Raw genomic sequence first — 24,183 nt, 5'->3', positions numbered from 1 at the left:
CGACCGCAGATGGTAACAATAACCTTATGCCCGGATCACCGCGTGTGTTCCGGCTGCAGGCCACAGCGAGATTCTGAGCGGTTGAAAGGTCGGGTAATGATGGATCAATGCTGGTCTTGGCTTGGAAGTCGTCCCTGTAGATTCCCGCAGTTTGGAATTGCTCGAAACAAGCTTTTTTCGCTTTGCGTTTCACGGGGCCTAACAATATCCAACGGCAATCATTATCCCCCGGGCAGGTTTTCGTGATCGTTTGTTCCTGTAACGTATTCACCGATCACGACGTTCGCGCTGCCATCACCGCGACAGATGATTTGCCGCGCTCGGCAAAGCAGGTTTACGGATGCCTCGGATGCAGTGCCGAATGCGGCCGATGTGCCCGGACCATCAACAGGATTATCACGGAAGCGCTCGGTGCGTGTGCAGAAGATTGCTGCGCCGGCTGCCCCAGTCGGTAATCCAAGCAAAAGTCACCGCGGCGATAGCGGCAAATACAATTAACAGACGTCAATTGCGCTAGAGCGAAATACGATCTGTCGCCGGGAGAGGAAAAAAAGCCCGTCTTCTCAGACGGGCCAAGTTTCCGGGAAGAAAAAACGGGTCCCTAAGGGAGCTCCGTTCCGTCCAATCAATCCATTCAATTGAAAGTTGTTCCCGAGTAGACAAGCCCGTTGAGCGAGCGCTAGCGCGATCAGGCGCCCGACAAGGATACGGTGGGAGCGACTGAAAGCTCCCTCTGTTGGGACCACATTTCGCGCCTCGCGCCTTAATCAACGTTCGGATGTGGGTCAGATTGTTTCGCTTGTTCATCGCCGCCTCTTTGTCGGACGTTTCCGAAGCCGGACGCCGGCGCCGCCACCGTTCTCAGGGATAAACTGCACGCCCGCATCTTCCAGAGCCCGCTGGATGGAGGCTGAGGTCGCAGCCCTTGGGATAGCCGCTCCTCGCTCAATACTGTGTAATGCCGCCGCAGAAATATTGGCCGCTTTCGCCAAATCAGCTTGTTTAAGCTTGAGCATGGCTCGCGCGCCTCGAATCTGCTCGGGTGTGATCATAGCTGCGTATACCGCGCGCTTAGAGGTTGGTTTAATTCAGCATAGCGTTCTCTCGCCCCGCATCGCGCATGAGCTCTATCGGGTGTTGGGGCGAGGGTGCCTCTTGCTAGTGAGAACTGACGCCAAAAAAAGTTGTTGCAACGCCGATAAAGAATCCAAGTAGCGTTTTGACCGTATCGATGGCGAAAGCTAAGACTTCTGGCTTCGAGGTAAAGAAAATCATTATGATTGAACCGAAAAAAGTCACCGACAGCACCGACAGAATGACGAGAAACGCATAAGGACGGACGGACTCGACGGTAAAAGGTTCAGGCTTTGATTCTTCGGCCTGAGCTACGCCGATCAAAGACCAATTGATTGTTTGTTTCTGTGGTTTTGTCTTGGTGATTGCTTCTGAGTAATATTTTAAAAATCCAATGCGCTCGTTAAGCGGTATTGTGGCCTTGAAAAGATCAACCTTCGTTGGGCCGTCTGGAAGTTTGTCTATTAACTCGCGAAGTGATTTCAACGATTGATCCATTTGGTTCGCGCTGTCTGCCACCGGCTGAATCGTATGAGTTAACAGACGGTCTAAAGTAAAGCTGAACTCGTCCTTTGGAGGTTTATCGGTACCGACGGCAAAAATAAATGACAACGCCATTGCTACCGTTGCTGCGAAAACCATGCCCAAAAACTTTAGACCAGCCTCGGTCTTAAAGAGTTTTCGTAGGCGCTCGGCGCTCTTCAGTCGAGCTAAGTTCTCGGCTTCGTTGTCCATCATACCCCCTGAGTACCGAACGAACTTGTAAATCGCATATCGAACCTCTTAGCGTCCTGCTGAGCTGGCGCGCACGAAACCACCCCTGTGCGGGAACTAAATATTTTTTCCTTCGCCCTCAGTCCCGCTTCTTCGGCTCGGATTTGCTCGCCTCACGCGCCAACCGTTCTGCCTTTAGGCGCTTTTCGGTTTTTAGCAAACGCTTCCGCAGCTTCATCATGCTCGGCCGTTCCAACTCTGGCGTCGGCAGCGCGGATCTCATTGCCAGCATCACGCTGCTCTTTCGAAAGGAGCCTGGGCGGCTTGACGGTGTAAGGCTTTTTCATTTGCCCTTCACCTTCAGCCCCAGCTCGACCAGGCGGCGGATGGCTTCGGGACGAGTGATCGGCTCGTCCTGCCGTGCGATCCAAGAATCTAACTTTTCAAGCGGATCAGTGAGGAGGCGGACACCAATCAAGGTACCCTTACCGGTGGTCACCGGTCGGCCCCTCTTATTCGTGTTATCCTTAATTGACTTCGCCATGGATTGATGATAACACAAATGCAAGCCGGGGCTAGCCCGCCGGTCACGCCGGCGGTCGCTCTTTTCCAAGCTCTCAATGCGCCTGGAAGGCATCGTATGCGTGAGCAACGAAAAGGGCTGCGCTGAACAACGCTAGCCCCGCGATCAACGCTTCCGAACATGACGCTTCTTTTGTGAGGTAAGCCAGATAGCCGCTGATCGTTGCAATTCACTTCGTGGCGTGCCGAAACGGTTTCGTGATCCAGTGAAAGCGTGGGACCGTCCCCGGCCGGGATTGTGTCTTGCTCCCGCAGTGTCCTTGATCTCTAGCAGTCGCTTGATGTTCTGCGCTGTCGGGCATGCTTTTCGCCTTGGCGCGCTCGCCGTTGGCGAACTCCGAGCGGCGGTCCTGGAGCGATGTAGTCTGCTTGGAACGACGCCGTGTCTGCATAGCGCGCGCCCCGGTTAAGGGGCCATTCGTTCCTAGTCGCCGTCGTAGTGCCGGTGCTTTATAACGGTGGTGCGGTTGCCACGGCCATGGTGGTGGCGGTCCCACCGCGGTGATGGTGGTGCCAACCGTGGTGGTGATGGTGGCCCCAGCCACGGTGCCAGCCGTTGTCATGGTGGTGGTGATGTACATGCCAATCGCCGCCGCGATGGTGTCCATCGTCCACGTCAATGTTCATTCCCTGCGCGCCAGCAACGGTGGGGAGAGTTACAGCAAGCGCGGCTGCAATAACAAAAGCAAACTTCTTCATTCGAACGCCTCCGGTTACAAATAGCAGACACAACACGTAGAAGGTAAATTCCTTAAGTGTCGCTTGGTAGACGGGCAGGCGGTCTTGAAATAGCACTTGCTGCTTATGAAGGAGCGAGCGCGGGGTGCTGGTCAGGGGGAATGTACGCGACCTTGCGTTCGCACTCCCAAATTTCAATAGCACAACAGTCCACAAGCTTTCGCGCCTGATCGCGGGCCGACCTATCATCTGCGCACGTTACGATCCTTGGCTCGCCTTGAACTTGATCTGCATCGTCTACACGGAAAAAACGGTACTCAATCATTACGCACGCCTTCAAACTACGTTTCTCGGATGACAACGATATACCCGACACAGCGGCCTTCTTTTGGCAAAAAACATCCACGCTAATAAAAAAATTGCGATCGCAAACTTGTGCATAGTTAACTGCTAATTCACAGTTCCGTCGTCGCGCAATAAGGAACCATCTCCGCTTAAGGAAGTTGTTCGTGCTCACCGCAAAGGAGTGCGACTTATGGGTTCTACTAGCGACCATATCAAAGGAACTACCAACGAGGCAGTCGGCAAAGCTAAGCAGGGAATTGGCGAGGCTGTAGGGTCCGACAAGATGCAGGGCGACGGCGCGCTGCAGGAAGCCAAGGGTAAGGGTCAGAACGCGCTCGGCGATGCTAAGGACGCAGTGAAGGACGGCGCCGACAAGGCCGCAGCTGCGGCTGAAAGAAATCTTTAAGCTCCGACGGGAGTTTGCGAAAGGACCGGCTCATTGAGCCGGTCTTTTTTTGTGCGCCTGTTTGTTGCCGCTGTCGAAAAGGAGGCCATCGCCCTCAAGTCTTCTTTGGTTCCCTGCTATCGCGGATGCGTTCAGCCTCTCTGCGGAGCTTTAGCATGTCGCGTGCTAGCTTGCCTTGTCCCCTCGCCGTCTCAATATCTGCAAAGGTGTCATCGAGCTGCACAATAAGGTCTTCGAGTGACGTATGCGCGATATATGTGAGCCATGGAGCGCCTCTCTCTGTTGAAGGAACCGCTACTTATTTTACCGCAGGATATGAGGGCTCTCCTTGCCACCCGATATAGGACTTACTCTTTACATACGTCTTCTATGGCGAAATGTCGGGGTTTGAAGGAGCAGCTGCCCAGCGCTATTGCTTGGCCAGGCCATGCGACGCTTTGTGCCGGGGCCGCGTCCGACTCTCCAGCAGCCGTTCTGGCGATACCATATCCACACGGCTGAACCTGACGGTCAGTTCGAGCTCCTCCTCAAGGCCGAGCAGGACGGGGCTGACGTTTTCTATCTCGCCCCGAAGTTTCATGATCGGGAAATTTACCTCGACGCTTTCGAAAACCGGCGTATCGTCTGAACATCGCTAATCTTGAGCCCAGGCGAGATTCGACGAACTTTGGACGCCGGTGGCGTGCCGGATGGCGCGCACAAGATCGTCTATGACGAACGTAGGGCATACCTATGTTCGGAGCCTCTGGAACTCGCGTCGATACTTTCTTCCGATCTCGCGGCAAAGCTGCGGGCTCGCGTGGAGAGCCGGAAGACTCCCATTGGCGAGGTTCTGGAGGAGGTTTTTTAAGGCTTTGAAAACTGTTCTGCCATCCGCGGCCTCGCGCTCATGGCAGCAGCGACGATCCGGACCGCGCTGTCTATGCGATTCCCTCAGATCAGGGCCATCAAACCCAGGCTGCGTCGCGAGGGTCTGGAGCGCATTCTCGGCACTGGCCGCAGCCGGGAGGAAGGGGTTGCACTCGCGGTAGGGGCGGAAGCGTGGTCTTCGGGCGCGCAGTTGATCTTTGTCACTGAGCCGCCCGCAATGACCCAACGGATATGCGTCGCTAAGAATCAATAGCCGTTACCAACGACAAGCGATCATTGCCGATTTGGAAGCGCAGCGATGCTCCTTCGTTTGCCTCAACGACTACATCGATAAAATCCTTCCTGCGCAATCCAGATTATCAGGCCAAGACCAACCGGAACGGTCTTCATATTTGTCGCAAGCGCGTTCTCGCCAACCTCACCCGCCTGCCGGACCAGCGCGCCGAACAGGTCGCGCTTATCTGCGAAAACCCGTCTCGTCCGGGGCGACGGCAGCGATATCCAGAACGGCGCTCATCCTTCAAAGATATTCCTTCTTGAAGGAACGCAGATTTCCAAGCGCGACCTTTAATTCTCCCGCCGCCGGCACAGCGTCGTCATGGTTGGCGGGATTCACGGCGCTACCAATCGTGCGGAATTTGCCAGGATGCGATGCGTCTCGGGTAAGCAGCGGCTCGACTAGCGGGCAGAGCTGGCAGAGATTCCTGTTGGTGTAATCGCTCAGCGCGGCAGTCGTATCGCTTTTTCTGCGCCGATCCTTGACCAACATCTCCTTGCAAAAGCGTTCGGCGGCATTACGGATTACGCCGCCTGCTTGCTTTAGTAATTCGGGATGGGCGCCGCGGATGAGTTTCTCCGCGCGGTCGAAGGCCATGCCAATATCATCCGCCGTATTGATGACGGTTGAGCCGTCCGCAGGGTTGATGAGCGCGATCTGGAACTGAGTGATGTTCTGGTGCAGGTAGCATTCGCCAAGGTCTCTCCAGGTGCGCTGATCCTGCGTCAGCACGATCACCTGCATCCCGAGCGCCAGCAATTTTTCGATTACTCGCGAAGTGAAGTAGGCGCGGTAGTCTTCGCCGCTCGAAAGGATGGGGTCGTCGAGCACGATGGAACCGGAATTCTCCTTCACCGCCCGCGCAAGAAACAGGGCGAGGCCAAGGCAATGCAGTTGCGACTGGCTGAACACCGCGATTACGTCGCGCAGCTTCGGGTCGCTGCGGTCAGCGTTGGCGGGCAGCCCCGCCTTGAAGTCGATGGTGCGGCGCGCACCGGGGCGCGGCCGTACCCCTGAAAAGAAGCTAAGCTCGTCGGGCGCAACAAATCCCACCATGTCTGCACGCCGTCGCTGAGGTCGTCGAACTTCTCTTCGAGGACCGCCTCATTGCCCTTGTCGATCTGCTTGAGCGCCTGGGCGATTTCCTTCACCGCCTGTTCATGGGCCGACCTGTCAACGAGCACCGCACGCAGATTGACCTGATCGCCCGCGAGGTCGATCAGCTCCTGCCATCCGGTTGTCTCGCTCTGCGCGTCCACTACGTCGCGCAAGCCATCGCTCACGGCCTTCTCGGCGGGATCGTAGGTGACAAGCTCGGCCGCGAACGTGTCGCGAGCTGCGGCAAGCGCGACGAAACCATCCCGGATTAGCGCGTCGTCCAGCGATTCCAGTTTCTCGATAGCGCCCTCGATCAATGTGACAGACCGCTTCGCGGCGACAACAAGGCGCGTCCGCGCGCGAACGAGCCGACGTAGACAGAAAGGCCAGAGCTCCACCTGCGGCTTCCCTTTCGCGCCGAGCAGGGTATGGATGCGCGCGACGCGAATGCCGCGCGGCCTGCGAGCACGCGAACGATGGGTAATAAGAAGCGGCAGCGCCTCGACGACGCCGTCCACGGCGCTTTTGATAAGCGCCTGCATCTGCGTCAGGGCTTCCGCCGCGTCCTTTTGCGCCTGCTGCAAGCTCTCGGTGTCGGCGAGCCGACCCCTGATATGGGCAATGCGGGCGGTGGTCAGCGCCGCCTCCGACCCGCACAGAGGGCAGTCGATATCGGCGTGCGCATGTTCGACCGCGGGCACCGCCAGCGCCTCGCGGAACAAACGGACGAGCCGCCGCGTCTCCTCGTCTACCTTGCCGCGTTCTGCGACATAGTCTTGTAAGCGCGGTTTGCTGCGCGACGGTCGCTCCGGACCACTGCGCAAGCGGTTTGCGGTCGAAGCCCTTCAGGGCAAAGATCTTCGCACGCGTTTCGGTCAGAAATGCGCTGAGCCGAGCGAAAAGCGCAGTGGATTCGACCGGCGGGGTCTCTCCGGCCGCCGCGACCAGCTCTTTGGCGCAGGCGGCAAGCGCGACTGCCATTTCCGCCGGTGTTGGCACCTTCGCAAGAAGCGGCTTCACAAGCCGGCCCGCGCCGGCGATGCCGGCTGCGGCCTTAAGCTTTTCGATCAGGGGCTGGCGGGCGCGGCTATCTCGTTGCCCAGCGCCGCTACCTGGTTGCGGAATTCTTCAATGTCTGTGACTTCGAGCAGAGCCTTGAAATAGCTCGCGCGATCCTGCGGCCGCGCCGAGAACACGTAGCCGAGCGTATGCTGCGCCAGCACCGGCGCGCGAAACGGCGGCTGCGACAGCACGACGCCGAGCGCGGCAAGAGCTGCTTCGTTAGCCGGCTGCTCATCGATAGTGAAAACCGTCTCACATTCCTGCTTTTTGCTGTAGTCGGTCTTCAGCACGCGTTTCAGGACGTGCGCCGCGCCGGCTGAATCCCTTATGGCCGCCTGGACGAAGACCTGCGCGCCTGCCGGCAAATGCGCGTTGCGCAGCGCGTCGGCGAACTAGTCCTGACTGCTCGCCATCAGCGCGCGGCGAACGATCTGTCCTGTGAGCAGGAATTCGACGGCTTCGGCGAGGCTCGTCTTGCCCTGGCTGTTCGGACCGCAAACAGCGGCCAGCAGGGACGGCAGGTCGAGGGTCTGGACCGCGCGCCCGAACGCGCGGAAGCCCTGGATTTCAAGCTTGCTGATCGGCACGTATGGGCGCGTCTCAGGGCGATTTTGTCGGCGACCGCATCCATTTCTGCCCATGTCGTCCGGTCGTTTTGGGTCTGTGTACTGCCGGGAAAGACGCCGGGATCGGCCTTTGCATTGCCAAGGTGAATCACGGCCTTTTGGCCGATCGAAGTCGAGTTCAGGCGTGTTGATGTCAATGAAGCTGTCAGGATTGCGGGGAGTCATGTCGCCGATACCGCGTATCGTAATGACGACGGAGTTATCGGTGGCGCGGAGCATGGCCTGGAGGTGTTCGAGCGTGGGAATTTTCTTGAAGAGCTCCGCCTCCGATTCAAGACTCTCGTGACGCACAAATCCCAAAACTGCCTCAAACTGCCCATGAATCTGCCCCGGCTATCGGTGTATTCGCCGTTGCGACCAAATGAGGCGAATTCGCCTGATGCGACGAACGACGGCAAGCTGTCTCGCCCTTCTATTACTGTGCCTTGAACCTTTTTTAGGTTCCGAGGGGGTCGTGAGGACTTCAAACATTCAGAGGCTGGATCTTCTGACATACCCGTGGTCACCGCAGCCGTTGCCGACGGTTTTCCTTGGAAAGCTCGTATTGGAATCGTTCGCGTCGAACGGTGGCGAGCTTGATGCTGGTCTCGCTGACACCACCCCAGCGGCGCCTCGGCCAGGAATCATAATACCAGAAATCACAAGAGATGAATCATCCGGACCCCAACTGTCGATCGAGGAGTTCTGTCTGACGTTGGCGGCTGCTGCCGAAGCCAGCGATATTCCAATCGCGTTCTTTGCCCGGTTGATCTGGCAAGAGAGCGAATTCAGGCTTAACGAAACCAGCCCTGCGGGGGCCCAGGGGGTCGCGCAATTTATGCCACGTACAGCGAGCGAGGTTGGTCTCGATAATCCCTTCGATCCGCTAAAGGCGCTACCGGCATCGGCGCGCTTTTTGCGTCGGCTCCGCGACGAGTTTGGCAATCTCGGGCTGGCCGCTGCAGCCTATAATGCGGGTAGCGGCCGCGTTCGAGGTTGGCTTGCGCGCAAAGAAGCGTTGCCGGCTGAGACCCAAACCTATGTCCGGAAAATCACCGGCAGCTCCGCAGCGAATTGGGCATTGGAATCGAAAACCTTAAAGATGGCACAACAGCTTCCTGCTCGGGCATCGTGCGAAGGCACCGAGGGATTGTCTCGGAATCAGTCGGACGTTGCCGTTTCCGTGTCGCTTGCGCCGGCGATCAGCGGTATCGTCAAAAAGGCCAAGCGGGAAGCGGATGCAGCACGCGCCTCAGCAAAAGCAGCTGCTGCCGCGAACAAGAAATCGCGCTCGACGTCGATAAAACTAAAAATGCGCAATATTGCCCCCATAAAATCTTCTGGCTCGGCCGCGAGAATGGCAAATGCAAAAAGGCGCCGCGCTACCAAGATGGCATCGGCTTCGTCGCGATAAGTAGCATAATGAGTGGTGATGCTTACCAACCTCTACCGCCGACGCCCGCCAACCGCGAGTGCAAGTTCCTACCGCCAAGAAACTATGGTTAAGTGATCGGACTGTGGGCGCTACGGGCGAGGACGCACGTCTGTCGCCTACTGGTGCTTAGCAGCAGGCCCGCCTTGTTCTGGATGACCCGAGACCAATCCCTAAGAACCGCTGCCTAGGCAAAGATCAAAGCCGATAGGCTCGGTATCTTTCGGCTCGAGAGCCGCGTCCCACATGAGGATACGCGGCGGCTCGGCAATGCAATCTCGGTGCCGACGCCGAGGTCGCAAAGCAGTATCTGCTTTAGGCGCTCGAATTGATCGAAAGAGCCTAAGAGGCACCACTAGCGCCGAACAGCACGCCAGATCGTGCAGCCTCTCCTCTAATCCGGCGGACCGTTGTTAATGCTTGGAACGCCCGCGAGTGAATAATCCCAGCCTTCGACCCAATAGGAGGAGTTTGATGCGAAAAATCATCCTGATGTCAGCCTGTATCGCACTGTCGCTTTTTACAGGCGAAGCGTCAGCGACAAAAATAACTGCAAGACAGGTCATTGCGATCTGTGGTGTCCAGCTTCAAAGCGGAGGCGTCGGAGATACCCACGCATCCGGATGCGAACAAAAGTGCGGCGGAAAGGTTTGCACCTTCCATTGCTGCAGCGGACCAAAGTGCGGCGAGGAGGGCTGCCACGGATATATTGTTGAAAAGCGGCCGCTCCCCTCGTCGCTTGTTAACCAGTTAAAGGGCACGTCGCACGCTCGGAAACATCATTAGTTCTCCTGCCGTGGCGTGGCACACCCATCGCAGAGGCTGCCAGTCGCCTCCAGACGGCATCGTCACCCGAAAGCTGCAAAAGCCTGTGCGCCAAGGGCGCGACGATTGCTGAGCTCGCGGCCGCGTTCGATGTTGCGATCAGCACCATTTGGCTTTGGAAGATCAGCCATCCTGAATTTATCGAGTCGTGTCGGCTAGGTCTTGAAGCCGCGACCGATCGTGTCGAGCGCAGCATGTTCGAGCGTGCCGTTGGTTACACGCACGAAAGCACCAAGATCTTCCTGCCGGCTGGCGCGAGCGAGCCGGTCTATGCGCGGTACCTCATGCACGTTCCGCCTGATCCGCGAGCCGGCGAGTTTTGGCTAACCAACCGCGCGCCGGATCGTTGGAAGCACAAGCAGAAAATCGAACACAAGGAGGCTGCCGACAGTCCGCTCCGATTGCTCGCCGAGCAAATTTCCGGACATGCCATTCGTCCGCGCCTTCCAGAGCCGAAGGTTATCGATCACACCGACGTCGAGCCTAGCGCGCTCCGTCCGCGGAAGCCGCAGAGCGTAACCAATGCCCAGCCGGTTACGCGCGCCGCGGTAGTTACGTACCCCGCCCAGGACGACGACGATCGCCCACGCGCACCGCGCATCCACACGATTTCACGTGAGTCTTTAGAGGACTATGATGTTGAAGAGTGAATCTTAACGTGACTAGGCCAACTGCAAAAACCAGTTGCGTTGCTTGAGCAGCCGCGCCGACGAAAACGCCTGAACTGCGCTTCCCTACGCCTGTAGTCACGTGTCTTCTCTTCGGGCCGTAAATATCGCGGCGTCTATCTCGAAGCTTTCGGTCCTATAGACACCGAGTATTCAACCGGCGATCCGTTAGGGCTGCTGTCCGACAGGACCAGAAATTTCAGGTTCGACTTATCGTGACTGACATAGAGTATCGCCTCGGGCTTTCCCAAAGAGCCGTCAATCGCAGCGACCGGATTCGGAATTTCTTCCGGCTTTTCCGGATCGAATAGAAAAACTTGCGACCCGATCGCCTGGTCAAGTGTCGCCCGCTCAGAATGAGAAGCCGTCCATCAGGAAGAGCCGCGAGATCCCTTATCCCTGCGTGTGATCCGAGTGACACCAGCATCGGTTCCGTAAAGGGTCCTGGGAGCCGCTCCTTTCCGTCCTTGAAAAGGCTGTCCACGTTCGCGACGACGATCACAGCTTTGCCAGCGATGAGCGGAGCCCGCAAACCGACATAAATTTGTGAACCGTGCACTGCGATGCCTTCGATGTTCAGGCCCGAAGCATCGCTGTCGCCGTTCTGCTCCTTCAGAGCGTGAGCGAAGAAGGGAGCGAGATTACCGCGATTCAACGCATCGGAAAGCCGGTACGTGGTATCGACCATTGCCACATCTCCCGAGTTCACCATGGCAACTCTCGCGAGAAGGAAGCTGGAGATGCGGAATTTCCCTTTTTTGCGCGAACAACCGTGCGATGCGGCGACGTAGAACACCTTTTTAGCGCTGTCTGCTGCCACGGCTTCACCGTCGAGATCGTCGAAGGAATCCCCGCCCGCCGGGCATTTGTTCTCGGCGATCCGAGAGCAGAAGCTTGAGTGCTTTTCGTTAGCAGCTTGAACCTGGCGGTCGGCGAGATGCAGTCACTCCCAAAGCGCGCGAGTTGCCCCTCCCTGTCTTCGTCGTTAATCAAAAGGCAAATCGGCGACGGCCCGAGACCGTTCAGGCACGCGATGCCGCTGATATCCTCCGCCGGGTTGCCATCGTCGTCGAGGATCTGCGATAGCACAGGTATCTTTCTGGTTTGAACCTCGGCCATTGAAGCCGAGGCAACACCCAATGACAGCGTGAGCGCGAGGCAAATTCTCGAAATAGTTATCATTGCCGCACCTATCCGTTGTAACTCGTTCGCCCGTACTGATTGCTGATGCGCAGCTAGCTCTTACACGAGCAGCTATGCGTCTCAGCTTTTGATCCGAATGTGCCGCCAGGCCACGGTGCTTCCAGCATAGACCTGCAAGCCGATAAACCCAGGCGATTCGCCGCGGGATCAGTGTTGTAGAAGGATGTCGTTTGCTTGCGCTCGCCGGTCTGGGTATTGGTCAGAAATACCGTGTAGTCACTGTTTTTTACAATCACTTCATACTCGAACCAGATAGCAGGGAAGAGCGTCGGGCCCGGCGCGAAGGTCTGCCATTGCGGTTCACCGGGATCGCCAGCCAGAATATTACAGATCGCCCCGGTGCGGTGCTTTCGCAGACCGGAAGGTCGCGCGTTATCATCAATCTGCACCTCGAAGCCGGTGATTACCGGTTTCCATGCAAAGTTACCGCGGTCAAAGAATGGTTCACGCGCGATCCGACCCTCCGCATCGTCAATGGTCAAGTCGAAGGTTGGACGCGGAAAACGCACGAAGATGCCGCTGTTGTGGTTCATGGAAACTAGAACAATTCAAGAACTCCGTTAAGCGACTTTTCACCATCGTCCGGCGCGGTCCTGATTCGCGCCCCGGCGACCCTGATCGGGTTGTGGCTATCCGACCGGGCGAATGGTTCATCGTCGGCGGGCAGATTGCTTACATCGCAGGTGCAGGCGAGGAATTACGGAGTACGACCGCAAGGATCGCCGTCTGCGCGTCGTGTATGACAACGCCACCGAAAGCAACGTCCTCGCCCGCTCGCTTCAGAAGGCCCAATATCGTGACGGCGCAGGCCGCCGCATCACGAACCCGTCTGCTGGCCCGCTTTTCGGCAATGAGGCTGAAGGTGACGATCTGGAGAGCGGAACGATTTACGTGCTCCGTAGCAAATCGGACCTGCCGGAAATCGCCAAGCATCGGCAACTCATTCACAAGATCGGCGTGATTGAAGATCGGTAGAGGCACGTATTACCCAAGCGGCGCAGGACCCGACATACCTGCTTGCCGAGGTCGAGATCGTCGCGAGCTATGAGCTGTTCAACATCAACCGCACACGGCTCGAAAACATATTCCATCGATTGTTCGGGGCCGTCCGGCTCGACTTGTCGATCACCGATCGCTTCGGACAGCCTATGAAGCCGAGGGAGTGGCTCCTTGTGCCGCTTCACGTCATCGATCAGGCAGTGGAGAAGATCAAGGACGGGAGCATCACTGAATTCGTCTACGACCCGACGACGGCTTCGTTGCAAAAAGCCGGGAAACGCAAGTCGTCCTGAATCGTGGTCCGGTGCAGGTGAAGCGGAACGCTCCGGGCCTGCTCGTTGTGCCGAGGGGCGCGAAGCCCCACGGTCGATGGGTGCAGGGAGAGCGAAATCTCCCGGCGCGTGGTTCAGCGGCAAGACGCATGACCATGGGGGTCTCGATAAGGCTACCGTCAGCTTTAGCAGTTCGGCCGGCGGCTGCGGATGTCGGCTCTGGCGGCGTTTGATGCGTTCAAACGGACTGCTGGGCGATGCAGGCGGAGGTGAGGGCAGCTTCATCGACCCGCTCCGATATGCCCTCGTTATTAGCTGACCCGGTTTTGGGGTCGGCCCTGTCGGAGGAGGTTGCAAACTCCGTTCAGTTGGTGGGGCCCCAATGAGAATCATATGTGGCGACTGGCGTCGATCTCCCCCGTCCGCGAGGATTGCGCGAACCTCGGCTGGCGAACAGGTGCTGAAGCATTCGTCGCGAAGTCCCCATTGAGGCTTCTACTTGGATCGCTTTTACCAACGCCGCAAAAGCGTCACACCTGTCGCGGGCTCAACCGTAGAACCGTCCGCTAGCGTCCGAAGTCTGCGGACAGCATACGCCACCACAGTCCGAATGCACTAGATGCTGTCTGACTAGCGCGGATTCTCAGCGTCAATAACGCAACGAAAGGCTACGGAGTGGACTTCAGGCGAGGATGTCGACAGCAACTCCTGCAGCGTCGATCAGATGAGTTCGCTCAATTCTGGCCCGGGACATCAGCGTCCGGATCCGCGATCGATCCATCAGGCTGAAGGCCGTGGACAACGCATCAGCAGCCGTGGCGGTTTCGGCAACGGTGGTGACGCTCTGATAGAGATGGCCGCAAGTCCCCAACACTGGATTGAAAAGATGATTGAAGCGGCCGGCTGCATCAAACCGAAAGCCGTACGCACCGGAGGTCGAGACGGCGCGGTCGACGATCGGAAGCTCGCTCTGGGTTCGCGCGGAGGAGTCGGGATCGGCGATCCCGACTTCCCAGGGGCGACCGTCCGGGTGCGCGCCAATCGCGCGTATCTCGCCCATGTCGACGAGGCTATGAGCGATGCCTTGCGAACGCAACAAGTTGACCACTCTGTCCGTGATGTATCCTTGTGCGATTCCGTTGAGCGTGAGCGCGACCCCTTTGGGCGCGACGATGCGATCCCTGCTGACTAATAGGCGGTGATATCCTACGCGAGCGAGCACCGCTTCGACGGATAACTGGTCAGGCCCTGCCGGATCCGGATCCACTTTCGCAAAATGGTTCGCATAAAGCTCCCACAATGGCTGTACCGTCGGATCGAACATGCCGCCTGTCAACTCTGCATACCCAAGCGACGCTTGAAGAAGCTCAACGAACTCCGGGGCCGGGTTCACGAGGATTCCGCTGCGGTTCAACCGCACCAGGTCGGAGTCTTCTATATAGAGGCTGAACAGACGCTCAAGCCTTCGTGCTTCTGCACAGGCCATCAAGATCAATCGTTCGGCCTGGTCGCGATGACGATGGTGGATCGTCATTGTGGCAACGGCGCCCAACAAAGTGCCGTGCCAGACCGTCAGATCCGCCTCTGAAGTTGAGGCGCAGGCAGGCGCTCCAAGTGCCAAGCCTGCCGCAGCACCGCTAATCCGGATGAACCGTCGTCGCGAGATCCCGCGCGCCATGGTGCCCTCTCAATCGAGTGAAACGCGCCCTGGCGCGCTTTCCGGAGCTGCCCCGAACTTCGTTCCATCCGAACCGAGAACGTATTCGCGCGGCACTTCCGCGAAAGAAACAATGCGGCCGCCATTTTCGGCGACGAACTTCTCGGCCGATGCACGCTCCGAAAATGGAACGACTTCGTCGCCTCCCATTCCCCCCTTTGCGCGGCTATTGATGACAAACAATGTTTTTCGGGCCTCGACCCAATTGTCCGGTCCGGGCTTGTCCCAGCTCGGGGCTTTGCCCATGTCGGACACGTAGATCGCTTGGATATCCTTCGGCTCATCCGGCAGCAGGGTGAAAGCGATGGTGTCGCGCGCCGAGGAGAACCAGACCGGATCGATCCGGCTGGCGACGAAAATCTGCCCCTTCGGTCCCGGATGCTCGAGTACGTTCATGCCGCAGTAGTGACCGATCAATTCCGCCGTCAGACTGTGTGGCGACGGCAGCCGAGCTGCGGGTTTGTCGTCACAGCCGGAAAGCGCGAGCGGAACTAGTAAAGCAATTGCGAGGATCGAGCGTTTCATAGCTCCCTCCGAGAGAAAGCGATCGAGGCCAAGGCAAGCGGGATGGACGTCCAGCAAATGAGCGCGAATAGGAGTATCCGGGATGTTAAGGACGTGCTCTGGGCCAAGCCTGCCATGCCCGCGAACGTACTCACGTTGGCGAAGCCTGTCAGGTTGAACAACCGATACACGTCCGTGGGATTCAGCAAGAGCAAGGCGTCGAGGCTGGCCGCCGAAAGGGTACGTCCCTGATCCACCGCCAGCAGACCCAGAAGCGACATGTCGTAAATCAGGACCAGGAGCAGCCACAGACCAATGCAGATGCCAGCGGCGGTCCCGCGATCTCGCACCAGTGTGCTGACGAGATAACCGATGGACACGAATGCCGCGCCCAACAGCACCGACGAGCCGATCATCGCGGCAAAGGCAGCGAGACTGTCGGAATCGATCGGGCTTCCGGCAACCAACAACGCAGCGGCCGCGATTCCGTAGCCCAGGCAGGTCGCGAACGCGAGAACCCCTAAATGACCGAGAAATTTCCCGAGGAGAACCTGCCAGCGAGCTACCGGGTAGCTCAGTAGCAGGAACATGGTCCCGCGCTCCATGTCGCCGACGATGGCATCATGGGAGATCAAAAGCCCGATCAAGGGAATAAGGAAAATGGTCAAGCTGGAAAGGCTAACGATGACGGCGTCCAGCGCACGAACACCGACCGTGCCTGTCGGAGCACTGCCGAGAAACGTCAGCGACAACGCCAAGGTGGCAAGCAGCAAGGTGGAGGCGAGCACCCATCGGTTTCGGACCGCCTGGTGGATCTCCTTACGTGCGATGATGAGGACCGTCATGGCGTCAGCTCCGCTTTCCGCAAGAAGTGCGCATAAAGTTCGTCGAGCGACGGCGGGATCACGTCGAGATCTTCCACTGCCGATTTCGACGCGGTGGCCTTATGCAGCAGTTCGATTTTTCGTTCGGGATCCGCGTCGATCTCGACAACGCGGCCGTTCACGCGCCGAGAGGGTGCATCGGCCGGCAGCCAGGACGGCAATTCGCCGGGCGGGAGGCCGGCGACCTGCAACCGAATCTTGGTCGGTAGCCGGGCAATGTTGCGCAACCGCTCGATCGATCCATCGGCGACCTTGACGCCGCGATTCATGATGATGACGCGCCCCGCCCGCTCCTCGAGTTCGGTCAAGACGTGCGAGGACAACAGCACGGTGGTGCCTGTGGTTGCGAGTTGTTGAATCGCCTCGTAGAAGGTTTGGCGCAGTTCGGGGTCCAGTCCTGTAGTCGGCTCGTCCAGCAGCAGCACTTGAGGATGGCCGATGAGCGCCTGCGCAAGCCCTAAGCGTTGGCGCATACCCTTGGAGTAGGTGCCCACACGTCGATGGGAGGCGTCGCCTAAGCCGACGGCGTCGAGTAGCTCGAAAGCCCGGGCGACGGGCTCCCGCTTGAGGCGCGCGTAGAACGCCTGGGTTTCGCGCCCAGTGAGGGCGGTATCGAAAGAGACGCTTTCTGGAAGATAACCGAGCCGCCGTCGACCGGCGAACTGTCCCGCCGCAGGATTATCGCCGAGTACCTCGATCCTTCCGCCGGTCGGACGGATCAATCCGAGCATGAGCTTCATCAGCGTGGTCTTGCCCGCGCCGTTGTGGCCGATGAGCGCCACCACTTCGCCTTGGTCCAAATCGAACGAAGCGCCGCGGACGGCTTTGATCCGGCCGTAGTTTTTAGTGACTTCGGATATGCTCACAGTCGTCGTCATCGCACCTCCTCGGCCGCAGGGCGCGCGGGCGGAGATATGAGAGGGTGACTGTCGATCACCCCTCCCGGAAGTAGAGCCGGAAATTGCGCCTGCGCCCAGCGGATCACCTGGACGGCGGGGCTGTTGATCAGGAGCTTCGCAGAGGGCGCCGTCCATAGCACGCGATCGATGAGGTCGTTCGGCCGGTACGCCGTATCGGCGATTCCGTCTCCGTTGAGGTCGAACGCTGGATTGTCGCTCCAATAGTTGCCGCGCCCGCCGCTCGACCAGTCCAAGTGTCGGGTGCCAACGTATTTCACTTGGTTGGCGTTGTTGACGAAGGCGTTGCCGGAAATTTCGTTGCCTTCGGAGCCGGCGGTGAAATGCACGCCAATGGCGCAGTTTTCGAACCAGTTGTCGCGGAACCTATTGTGATTGGTGTTGTAGATGAATACGCATTTTTCCGGACCGCTGCGAAGAGCTCGTTCCCGCTTCGGCTCCGGAAGCATGTCGCGCTCGTCGCTCGGACTAGACTCCAATTGGTCCATCACCGCATTCAGTGGGCCGCCCGTTACCCGGTTGCCGTCGATCTCGGCGTAGTTCGCGTAGTTAAACAGAAACCCGTGGTCGCGGTCGTGATCGGAGAGGTTGCCGCGGATCACCAGGCGATTCGAATACATGATCGCGTAACCGACATGGCTTCCGATTGAAACGTTGCCGCTGACTTCGCTATCGTCGGTGTACATATAGTGGACCGCGAAGCGTACCTGCTCAAAGCGATTGTTGACGAAGCGGTCCTTCCGGCTGGAGATCGTGAAGATTCCGTCGCGCCCGTAGCGAAACGTATTATCCGCAATGGTGACGTCGGGTGCATTCCAAAGGGAGACGCCGTTGCCGGCCTCGCTGAGCGGGCCGCCTCGAAGCCCCTCGATGACGTTGCCGGCGACCCGCGACCCAGCCGCTCCGTGCACGTAAATGCCGAACAGGTTCCCGGTCAGGCGGTTGTTCTCAATCGTCGCACGAACGGCGGTCTTCTGGAGAAAGATTCCGGAATTCATTGCCTGCAGATCGCGTCCCGATCCGCGAACGGTCACGCCGCGGACGGTGACGTCGGACGCTGTCACCGTGACCGCGTTTCCGACGCCGCCGCCATCGATCACGGTACCGGACCGTCCGATCACTACGAGAGATCGATCGATCCGGATCGCGCCATTGTACTCGCCAGGAGCGAGTTCGACGACGTCGCCGTCACTGGCGCGATCGAGAACCGTCTGCAGCGGCCGATCGGGCGCGGCGGTCAGCGTCTCCGCGCGGGCGAAGCCGGCGAATTCGGCCGCGACCAGCGCTGCCGAAAGCATACGCAGCGGAAGACGCACGACGCAGCTCCCGCTCAGACCGATTTCGGCTCGACGAACATGCGACCTTTCATCTCCATGTGCATGGCATGGCAGAACCAGGAGCAGTAGTACCAGTAGACACCAGGCTTATCGGCCGTGAACGAGACCGACGCGGTCGCTTGCGGGCCGACCTCCATGTTGATGCCGTAGTTCACGATGCAGAAGCCGTGTGTCAGATCCTCGACCGCATCGAGATTGGTGACGAACACGGTGACCTCGTCGCCTTGCTTGACCTGGAACTCTTGGAGCCCGAACGTTGGCGCCATCGACGTCATGTAGACTCGTACCTTTTTGCCATCTCGAATGAGCTTGGAATCTGCCTCGAGGTCGATGCCGTCGGCCTTGGCCTGTTTGACCGCATCCGCAAACATCGGATCCGCACGGTTCCAGATCGATATCGGGTTGATCTTGGAGTGGTGGACGATGGTGGCATCGTGCGGCTCGGCAAAGCTCGGGCTATCGTGAACCAGGATCATCTTCTCTCCGGAGATGTCGATGAGTTGGTCATTCTCGGGCTTCAGTGGACCGACATTAAGAAAGCGATCCTTGGAAAACTTATTTAGCGAGATCAGCCATTTCCCGTCGGCCTCCTTAGTCTGCCCCATCGACGAATGGTTGTGGCCCGGCTGGTAGTGCACATCGAGTTTCTGGATGATCGGATTGACTTTCTCGCCCTTGAACGCTCGTTTGGCCAGCTCGATGTTCCATTTACAGACTTGGCTATCGAGGAACAGCGTCGTGTAGGCATTGCCCTTGCCGTCATAAGCAGTATGTAGCGGGCCGAGGCCAAGCTCCGGCTCGGCTACGACGACGTCACGGGGCTTGATCTTGTCGTCGAACAACTGGTCGAACAGGCGCACGTCCATCACGGTCACGGTGGGCGAGAGCTTTCCGGCCGCCACGATGTGGATTCCGTCGGGGGCCGTATTCATACCGTGAGGATTGTTCGAGACCGGAACGTAGCGGGTATAGGGCGAGCTCTTCCGGCCGTCGATCACCGGCACTCCGTTCAGTTCCTTGAAGTCGCCTTTCTTGACCGCCTCCTCGATCCGCTTGAGGTTGAAGATGACCACCCAGTCCTGCTCGTTTGCGGTCATGTCAGCCGCGGTTACCCCTTCCTCGGAGTTGTAGCAGGTCGAGAAACAGTACTTGCCTTGGTAGTCGGAATCGACATTGTCGAGATTTCCGCTCACCATGACCTGCCAGGCTACCTTCATCGTGTCGCCGTCGAGCGCGGTGAAAATGGAGCGGTATTCCTTCGGCTTGTCCAGAACCGTGCCGTCATTCGGCAGCGGAACGCCGTCTTCGCCGTTGCAGAATACGTATCCGGTGCGGGGATATTTTTGCAACCGCAGGCCATGAACCGTGTGCTGGTTCGGCAATTCGATGATCTTGTCGCACTTCATAACATCGAGCCGCACCCGCGCCACGCGGCTGTTCGCCTTGTCATTCATGAACGCGTAGCGGCCGTCGTAGGTGCCATCCGTGAATGAAATGTGAGGATGGTGCAGGTCGCCATTCATGTAGGTGCCGCCGCGGCTCTTGAGGAGCTCTCGCGTTGCCGGCTGCATTCCCTCAGTCAGCACCTTCAGGCTCTCGTTGGTTTGGCCCCAGCCGGTGGCGCTGCAGCGGTTGAAGACGGGGACCCGCATGAGTTCGCGCATTGAAGGAAGTCCGACGATCCGCATCTCACCGGACTGGCCGCTCGAAAAGAACACGTAGTATTCATCGAGCTCGCCGGGCGCGACCTCCGTCTTGTGCACAGCCGGCCGGGCCGCCCGGTATGTCGGCGCAGCCGCCTTTGTCTGCGCGGCCGCAGGCGAGACGAAGTCGCCACGGTCTTTCATCACCGCTCCGCCAGCCAAGCCAACCCCCGCTGCAGCCACCGTTGTTCCCAGCACGGTTCGTCGGCTGACCACCTTTGCCTTGTCGTTCTCGCACATGATTGCCTCCTCGGCTTTCGGTTCAGGTTGCGGGTGGAATGACGGCGGAGGATGCGCCGACGCGCTTGCCGTCGGCGGAAATGTCGGTAGCAGGAACGTTGCCGCTCGCGCCAATCGAAGGCGACGACAGCGCTTGACGCTTCTCTCGCTTCAACCGCACCTGGATCATGTGCGGGCAGCGGTGATCATCGAAGTAGAGTTCCTGACAGTGCATACAGTAGATGCATTCGTTGACGTTGATGTGTCCATCCAGATGAATCGCCTGAACCGGACACTCGTTAGCGCAACGCTGACAGGGCGAGCCGCATTCTCGCCAGCGTCGCAACCATTCGAACATGCGGATGCGACCAGGAATCGCCAGCGCCGCTCCGAGCGGGCACATGTAGCGGCAGAAGAAGCGCTCGACGAAGAGTCCCGCTGCGAGAAGGGTTAGGGCGTAAACAACGAACGGCCACTCGCGCGCGAACTTCAGAACAATCGATGTCTTGAACGGTTCGACCTCGGCGAGTTGTTCCGCGAACGCTGTGGAGTAAAGCGACATGCCGAACAGGCCGAGGAACAGGATATATTTGATCGGCCAAAGCCGTTCATGAAGTCCCCAAGGAACGCGATACTGCGGGACTTTGAGGGCCTGTGCGACGTTGTTCAGCAACTCCTGAAGAGCACCAAACGGGCAAAGCCAGCCACAAAATGGACCGCGCCCCCAGAACAGCAGTCCCGCCGCTATCGAGGCCCATAGAATGAAGATCAGCGGTGCAGACAGGAAGTATTCCCAATTGAAGTCGGTTAGCAACGAGTTCACGAAGGTCAGCACATTGACCACCGACAGCTGAGCATTCGCGTACCAACCCAGCCAAACGAGGATGAAGAGCAAGTACCCCCGGCGAACCCACGTGAATACTGTCGGGCGACGCACCAGGAAGTTTTGAAAGAAGAAGATCAGGGTGAGCGCGACCAACGCCGCGGCGACGACTGCGATCTTCACGACATTCGCGCGCCAGATCCGCATCCATAGTGGTTCCTCGTCGGAAACGTCGGGCGGTGTACCGACTTCGCGCTGCTCGACGCTCATGGACGCCGGCGCTTTCGCTGGTGCGGCTTGCGCCGGCTGCGCCTGGCGCTTGAGATAAACGTCGGGCAATGTGTAGCCCAGATCGAATTTGACCAAAGCCTTGTCCCGGGCGCCGACCACGCGCTGAACCAACAGTTGCAGTATCCACGGTTGGGTCGGATCGAGTGGCATCTCCGGCGGTACCGTGAACAGCGCGATTTCGGGGGACTTGGGCGCTCCTTCGGCGGCAAGACTGCCCAGCCGGGTGTGATCACGGTCCCGAAAACGAACGCTATTAGTTTCCTGGATTAGTTCGATCCGATCGAAGATCCCCCCGCGGACGTAGGCCGCCCCTTTGAACGAGTATCGACCGGCCCCAACGACGACGAGCGCTTGTTGCCCCGGCTTTAGCCGTCCGGCCAGACGGTTGTAGCCATCGTCGCCGAGCAAACTGCGGCCGATAGTAGGGACAGCTACATCGGCGACATACAGATCGATGAACGTGTCGTCCGGCTCGCCTTGCTCCGGGTGTGCGACCGCTGCGGCATTGCCTGAATTCTCGAAAGCTCTGTTGATGTCCGCTACCGTAAGGAACAGTTGCCGAACCGAACCATCCGCCACGAGACTTTGCCAGTCGCGAATCTCGCTCTTGATTGGATCGATGGCTTTCAACGCTTGCGGCGCCGCGACGGCGGTTGCATTGCCTTGCGAGCCAAGTCGCCCGCTCCTGATCAACTTCATCGCGGAACGCACGATGCTATCGCCGATCACCAACAGCGTAACGGTTGCACCACTGACGATATCGACCTGGGGCGCCGGCGCGACTCCGCGCGTCACATCTCCCATATCGACGCCGATCAACTTGTTGACGGCCTCCAGGATCCGTTTCTCCGGGATGCCGACCAGCACGATCGGTTCTTTATGCTCGACGAGTTTGAAACCGATGAGAACGCCCTCGGGATCGATTCCGACCAGAAGCCGGATCGGTTTTCCTGAATAACCAGTGGCGTTAACGAAATCAGAATTTAGATAGACGAATCCTTGCAACTGGTCGCCGCGGTAGGCGGGGACAATGGGGGGATCACCCTGCGGCGGGCCGAAGCGATCGGCCGACGGAAAGAAGTCGGCCGGTGAAACCTTCAATATGTACGATGCGAGGTCTGGTGCCGCGTGGGCACCGCGCGCGAACAGAGGCACCGATGTCAAGACGATCGCTGCGACGATCGCTCGAAAGACACTCCAACTCACGTAAAATAGTCCCCGCACGGAAAGCCTTCGCGTTGAAGCCGCCGCGGAAGGTACTCCACTTCGCCCTCGGAACAGGACACCGTTGGAGTGGGCCAGATGTTAGCGAGTTCGCCGCTCACAATTATACCTCTCCTCATTTATCAGGCGCAATCTATAAACAGAGACGGTGGTTCAGTTGACCTGGATCAAAGGGACGCCAACCGTGCCGTCTAAAAGATCCATCGATTGACCATTTATGACGTTCGGAGGGACTTCAGGAGGATTGGCTGAATCTGAAAAGACCGATTGGTCTGCTTTCGAAGGAACCAAGCGAATCTAGCAACTGGAGAGCGACTGAGCGCAAACCGTGGTCAGACTCATGTAAATATTCGGGAGGGAAAACGGCCTCCGTCTATCCTCGGGAGCTGACGCGATGACCTCCTGTCGAAGTGAGTTCGAGCGGGTAGATTGTTCGTGCCGAGGACCTATTCCAGAGTTAGAACATCATGTTGCTGTCGCAATCGCTGCTGCTGAAAGACGACCCTAAGGGGATTCTGTACTCGCTTGAGGAAATGTTCGCGCTTGCCCACGCGATGGAGCAGGAGGCGGCTCGCAAATACGATGAGCTTGCAACAGCCATGCAAGAGCAGGGCTTGGGCGATCTTTCCGCTGTCTTCGCCAATCTCGCTGTGGCGGAGCGCGAGCATGTGGACCGCCTGACCCGGTGGTCGCAATCGCGGCTCGGCAAGCCGCCGGATCCAACTCTCGTCCGGTGGCGAGCGCCGGAAACGTTCGATGCGGAGGCGACCGCGGAAATTAAGGCGTCGCGTCTCATCACGCCCTATAAGGCCCTGGCTATGGCGGTTCAGAACGAAGAACGCGCCTTCGCATTCTGGTCGTACATGGCGGCGTCTGCGAAAGGCTCTGACATCAAGAGCGCTTCCGAAGCAATGGCGCGCGAAGAACTCGGGCATGTCGCCACCCTCAGACGAGAGCGTCGCCGGGCCTATCATCGAGAGCGCTCACACGCGAGTTGCCAGACGGGGATGCACCGCGCCAGCGGTGCGGAAAGCAGGGTGAGCGCCCGGATACTCGAGCTTCGGCTCGCTGCATACCTGGACGGCCTGATGAATCGCTCCTCAGGCGGCGTCGGAAGTCGCCTGCGCGAGCTTCGCGAAGAGACGCTCCTCATGGCCGAGGAATCAGAAGCAATCGTCAATCTCCGAGCGGGGTTCGCAGAACTCGATGCCCAAGCCATCGCCGAGGCACTTGCGGATGCCTACTTGATGGAGGCGGAAAATGCCGGGGATGAGGAGCGCGTCGATCTGTTACAGCGCCTCGCGACGAAGGCGATAGGCAGGTTGGCCTGGCTGCGGTCCATGGCCGACCAGAATTTTGGCATGGAATAAGGTTTTCGTATTCGGGCTGAGATACCCAGCCGTCGTCATCCGGGCAGCCATCATTCGATGGATGCGATAACTTTAACCGCGCTA

General features: G+C 58.6%; 27 protein-coding genes and 1 pseudogene. 10 read left to right on the top strand and 18 right to left on the bottom strand.

Going from position 1 to position 24,183, the window contains the following annotated elements:
* Positions 1-271: hypothetical protein (locus AC1RT6_RS16000; protein ID WP_493029537.1), on the bottom strand; the 271-nt coding region annotated here is incomplete at its 3' end.
* Between AC1RT6_RS16000 and AC1RT6_RS15995 the strand changes: the two genes are divergently transcribed.
* Positions 243-455, top strand: a complete 213-nt coding sequence (locus tag AC1RT6_RS15995; RefSeq protein ID WP_472790907.1) for a (2Fe-2S)-binding protein — start codon at positions 243-245, stop codon at positions 453-455. The genes AC1RT6_RS16000 and AC1RT6_RS15995 overlap by 29 nt on opposite strands.
* Positions 456-803: 348 nt before the next feature.
* Here the strand turns inward: AC1RT6_RS15995 and AC1RT6_RS15990 are convergent, their stop codons facing one another.
* The 3 genes from AC1RT6_RS15990 to AC1RT6_RS15980 form a co-directional block, all read right to left on the bottom strand.
* Positions 804-1,052 carry a helix-turn-helix domain-containing protein gene (locus AC1RT6_RS15990; protein ID WP_472790908.1) on the bottom strand — a complete coding sequence of 83 codons (249 nt, stop codon included), beginning with the start codon at positions 1,050-1,052 and terminating at the stop codon, positions 804-806.
* 106 nt (positions 1,053-1,158) lie between these two features.
* The gene (locus AC1RT6_RS15985) at positions 1,159-1,809 is read right to left on the bottom strand and encodes a hypothetical protein (protein ID WP_472790909.1); all 651 of its coding nucleotides are present in this window, start codon (positions 1,807-1,809) and stop codon (positions 1,159-1,161) included.
* A gap of 322 nt (positions 1,810-2,131) precedes the next feature.
* Positions 2,132-2,287 (bottom strand): hypothetical protein, encoded by a 156-nt coding sequence (locus AC1RT6_RS15980; protein WP_472790910.1) that lies wholly within the window; start codon positions 2,285-2,287, stop codon positions 2,132-2,134.
* A 587-nt stretch (positions 2,288-2,874) separates the two neighbouring features.
* On the opposite strand from AC1RT6_RS15980, the gene AC1RT6_RS15975 reads away from it, so the two are divergent.
* The 3 genes from AC1RT6_RS15975 (at position 2,875) to AC1RT6_RS15965 (ending at position 4,427) form a co-directional block, all read left to right on the top strand.
* Positions 2,875-3,093 carry a hypothetical protein gene (locus AC1RT6_RS15975; RefSeq protein WP_472790911.1) on the top strand — a complete coding sequence of 73 codons (219 nt, stop codon included), beginning with the start codon at positions 2,875-2,877 and terminating at the stop codon, positions 3,091-3,093.
* A gap of 490 nt (positions 3,094-3,583) precedes the next feature.
* Positions 3,584-3,799, top strand: a complete 216-nt coding sequence (locus tag AC1RT6_RS15970) for a CsbD family protein (RefSeq protein ID WP_472790912.1) — start codon at positions 3,584-3,586, stop codon at positions 3,797-3,799.
* A 427-nt stretch (positions 3,800-4,226) separates the two neighbouring features.
* The gene (locus tag AC1RT6_RS15965; RefSeq protein ID WP_472790914.1) at positions 4,227-4,427 is read left to right on the top strand and encodes a hypothetical protein; all 201 of its coding nucleotides are present in this window, start codon (positions 4,227-4,229) and stop codon (positions 4,425-4,427) included.
* Between the two features lie 762 nt (positions 4,428-5,189).
* Here the strand turns inward: AC1RT6_RS15965 and AC1RT6_RS15960 are convergent.
* The 4 genes from AC1RT6_RS15960 to AC1RT6_RS15945 all read right to left on the bottom strand — a co-directional run bounded on the left by AC1RT6_RS15960 (position 5,190) and on the right by AC1RT6_RS15945 (position 8,023).
* Positions 5,190-5,690, bottom strand: coding sequence for a hypothetical protein (locus tag AC1RT6_RS15960; protein WP_493029533.1), 501 nt, complete (start codon positions 5,688-5,690; stop codon positions 5,190-5,192).
* A gap of 173 nt (positions 5,691-5,863) precedes the next feature.
* Entirely contained in the window at positions 5,864-6,868 is a 1,005-nt protein-coding gene (locus tag AC1RT6_RS15955; protein WP_493029532.1) for a hypothetical protein, read from the bottom strand.
* A 243-nt stretch (positions 6,869-7,111) separates the two neighbouring features.
* Positions 7,112-7,471, bottom strand: a complete 360-nt coding sequence (locus AC1RT6_RS15950) for a hypothetical protein (protein WP_472790916.1) — start codon at positions 7,469-7,471, stop codon at positions 7,112-7,114.
* A 27-nt stretch (positions 7,472-7,498) separates the two neighbouring features.
* Positions 7,499-8,023 (bottom strand): AAA family ATPase, encoded by a 525-nt coding sequence (locus tag AC1RT6_RS15945; protein WP_493029536.1) that lies wholly within the window; start codon positions 8,021-8,023, stop codon positions 7,499-7,501.
* 70 nt (positions 8,024-8,093) lie between these two features.
* Between AC1RT6_RS15945 and AC1RT6_RS15940 the strand changes: the two are divergent.
* Positions 8,094-8,726 (top strand): annotated as a pseudogene (locus tag AC1RT6_RS15940) (lytic transglycosylase domain-containing protein); the annotation flags it as partial.
* Positions 8,727-8,872: 146 nt separating this feature from the next.
* On the opposite strand, the gene AC1RT6_RS15935 reads toward AC1RT6_RS15940, so the two are convergent.
* Complete coding sequence (locus tag AC1RT6_RS15935; RefSeq protein ID WP_309775295.1) at positions 8,873-9,154, bottom strand: hypothetical protein; 282 nt, start codon at positions 9,152-9,154, stop codon at positions 8,873-8,875.
* Between the two features lie 1,008 nt (positions 9,155-10,162).
* On the opposite strand from AC1RT6_RS15935, the gene AC1RT6_RS15930 reads away from it, so the two are divergent.
* Positions 10,163-10,618: a hypothetical protein gene (locus AC1RT6_RS15930; protein ID WP_472790918.1), complete on the top strand. Its 456-nt coding sequence runs from the start codon at positions 10,163-10,165 to the stop codon at positions 10,616-10,618.
* A gap of 217 nt (positions 10,619-10,835) precedes the next feature.
* Here the strand turns inward: AC1RT6_RS15930 and AC1RT6_RS15925 are convergent, their stop codons facing one another.
* Positions 10,836-11,291, bottom strand: coding sequence for a DUF3616 domain-containing protein (locus AC1RT6_RS15925; RefSeq protein ID WP_472791552.1), 456 nt, complete (start codon positions 11,289-11,291; stop codon positions 10,836-10,838).
* On the opposite strand from AC1RT6_RS15925, the gene AC1RT6_RS15920 reads away from it, so the two are divergent.
* Positions 11,190-11,534, top strand: a complete 345-nt coding sequence (locus tag AC1RT6_RS15920; RefSeq protein WP_472791567.1) for a hypothetical protein — start codon at positions 11,190-11,192, stop codon at positions 11,532-11,534. The two genes, AC1RT6_RS15925 and AC1RT6_RS15920, sit on opposite strands and share 102 nt — an antisense overlap.
* Positions 11,535-11,871: 337 nt before the next feature.
* Here the strand turns inward: AC1RT6_RS15920 and AC1RT6_RS15915 are convergent, their stop codons facing one another.
* On the bottom strand, positions 11,872-12,372 hold the full coding sequence (locus AC1RT6_RS15915) for a 3-keto-alpha-glucoside-1,2-lyase-like domain-containing protein (protein WP_472790919.1): 501 nt from the start codon (positions 12,370-12,372) through the stop codon (positions 11,872-11,874).
* 202 nt (positions 12,373-12,574) lie between these two features.
* On the opposite strand from AC1RT6_RS15915, the gene AC1RT6_RS15910 reads away from it, so the two are divergent.
* Both AC1RT6_RS15910 and AC1RT6_RS15905 read left to right on the top strand, forming a co-directional pair.
* Positions 12,575-12,814 (top strand): hypothetical protein, encoded by a 240-nt coding sequence (locus tag AC1RT6_RS15910; protein ID WP_472790920.1) that lies wholly within the window; start codon positions 12,575-12,577, stop codon positions 12,812-12,814.
* Between the two features lie 8 nt (positions 12,815-12,822).
* Entirely contained in the window at positions 12,823-13,131 is a 309-nt protein-coding gene (locus AC1RT6_RS15905) for a GIY-YIG nuclease family protein (RefSeq protein ID WP_493029535.1), read from the top strand.
* A gap of 661 nt (positions 13,132-13,792) precedes the next feature.
* Here AC1RT6_RS15905 and AC1RT6_RS15900 read toward each other — a convergent pair.
* From AC1RT6_RS15900 to AC1RT6_RS15870, 7 genes are read right to left on the bottom strand one after another with little or no spacing between them, the layout of a single operon-like run.
* On the bottom strand, positions 13,793-14,788 hold the full coding sequence (locus tag AC1RT6_RS15900; RefSeq protein ID WP_472790921.1) for an FAD:protein FMN transferase: 996 nt from the start codon (positions 14,786-14,788) through the stop codon (positions 13,793-13,795).
* A 9-nt stretch (positions 14,789-14,797) separates the two neighbouring features.
* A complete protein-coding gene (locus tag AC1RT6_RS15895) occupies positions 14,798-15,352 on the bottom strand; it encodes a nitrous oxide reductase accessory protein NosL (protein ID WP_472790922.1) in 555 nt (184 codons plus the stop codon).
* The gene (locus tag AC1RT6_RS15890; RefSeq protein ID WP_472790923.1) at positions 15,349-16,176 is read right to left on the bottom strand and encodes an ABC transporter permease; all 828 of its coding nucleotides are present in this window, start codon (positions 16,174-16,176) and stop codon (positions 15,349-15,351) included. Before AC1RT6_RS15890 ends, AC1RT6_RS15895 begins: the two co-directional genes overlap by 4 nt.
* A complete protein-coding gene (locus AC1RT6_RS15885; protein ID WP_493029531.1) occupies positions 16,173-17,093 on the bottom strand; it encodes an ABC transporter ATP-binding protein in 921 nt (306 codons plus the stop codon). Before AC1RT6_RS15885 ends, AC1RT6_RS15890 begins: the two co-directional genes overlap by 4 nt.
* Positions 17,090-18,448 carry a nitrous oxide reductase family maturation protein NosD gene (locus AC1RT6_RS15880; protein WP_493029530.1) on the bottom strand — a complete coding sequence of 453 codons (1,359 nt, stop codon included), beginning with the start codon at positions 18,446-18,448 and terminating at the stop codon, positions 17,090-17,092. The genes AC1RT6_RS15885 and AC1RT6_RS15880 overlap by 4 nt, the downstream gene beginning before the upstream one ends.
* A 14-nt stretch (positions 18,449-18,462) precedes the next feature.
* Positions 18,463-20,412, bottom strand: coding sequence for a TAT-dependent nitrous-oxide reductase (gene nosZ, locus AC1RT6_RS15875; RefSeq protein WP_493029529.1), 1,950 nt, complete (start codon positions 20,410-20,412; stop codon positions 18,463-18,465).
* 22 nt (positions 20,413-20,434) lie between these two features.
* Positions 20,435-22,729, bottom strand: a complete 2,295-nt coding sequence (locus tag AC1RT6_RS15870) for a 4Fe-4S binding protein (RefSeq protein ID WP_493029528.1) — start codon at positions 22,727-22,729, stop codon at positions 20,435-20,437.
* A 467-nt stretch (positions 22,730-23,196) separates the two neighbouring features.
* Here AC1RT6_RS15870 and AC1RT6_RS15865 point away from each other — a divergent pair, with 467 nt between their 5' ends.
* Positions 23,197-24,099: a ferritin-like domain-containing protein gene (locus AC1RT6_RS15865; RefSeq protein WP_472790928.1), complete on the top strand. Its 903-nt coding sequence runs from the start codon at positions 23,197-23,199 to the stop codon at positions 24,097-24,099.
* Positions 24,100-24,183: the final 84 nt, after the last annotated feature.

It is taken from the genome of Nitrobacter sp. MLSD-S21, assembly GCF_058809865.1.
This window is presented reverse-complemented; position numbering and strand designations above follow the sequence as displayed.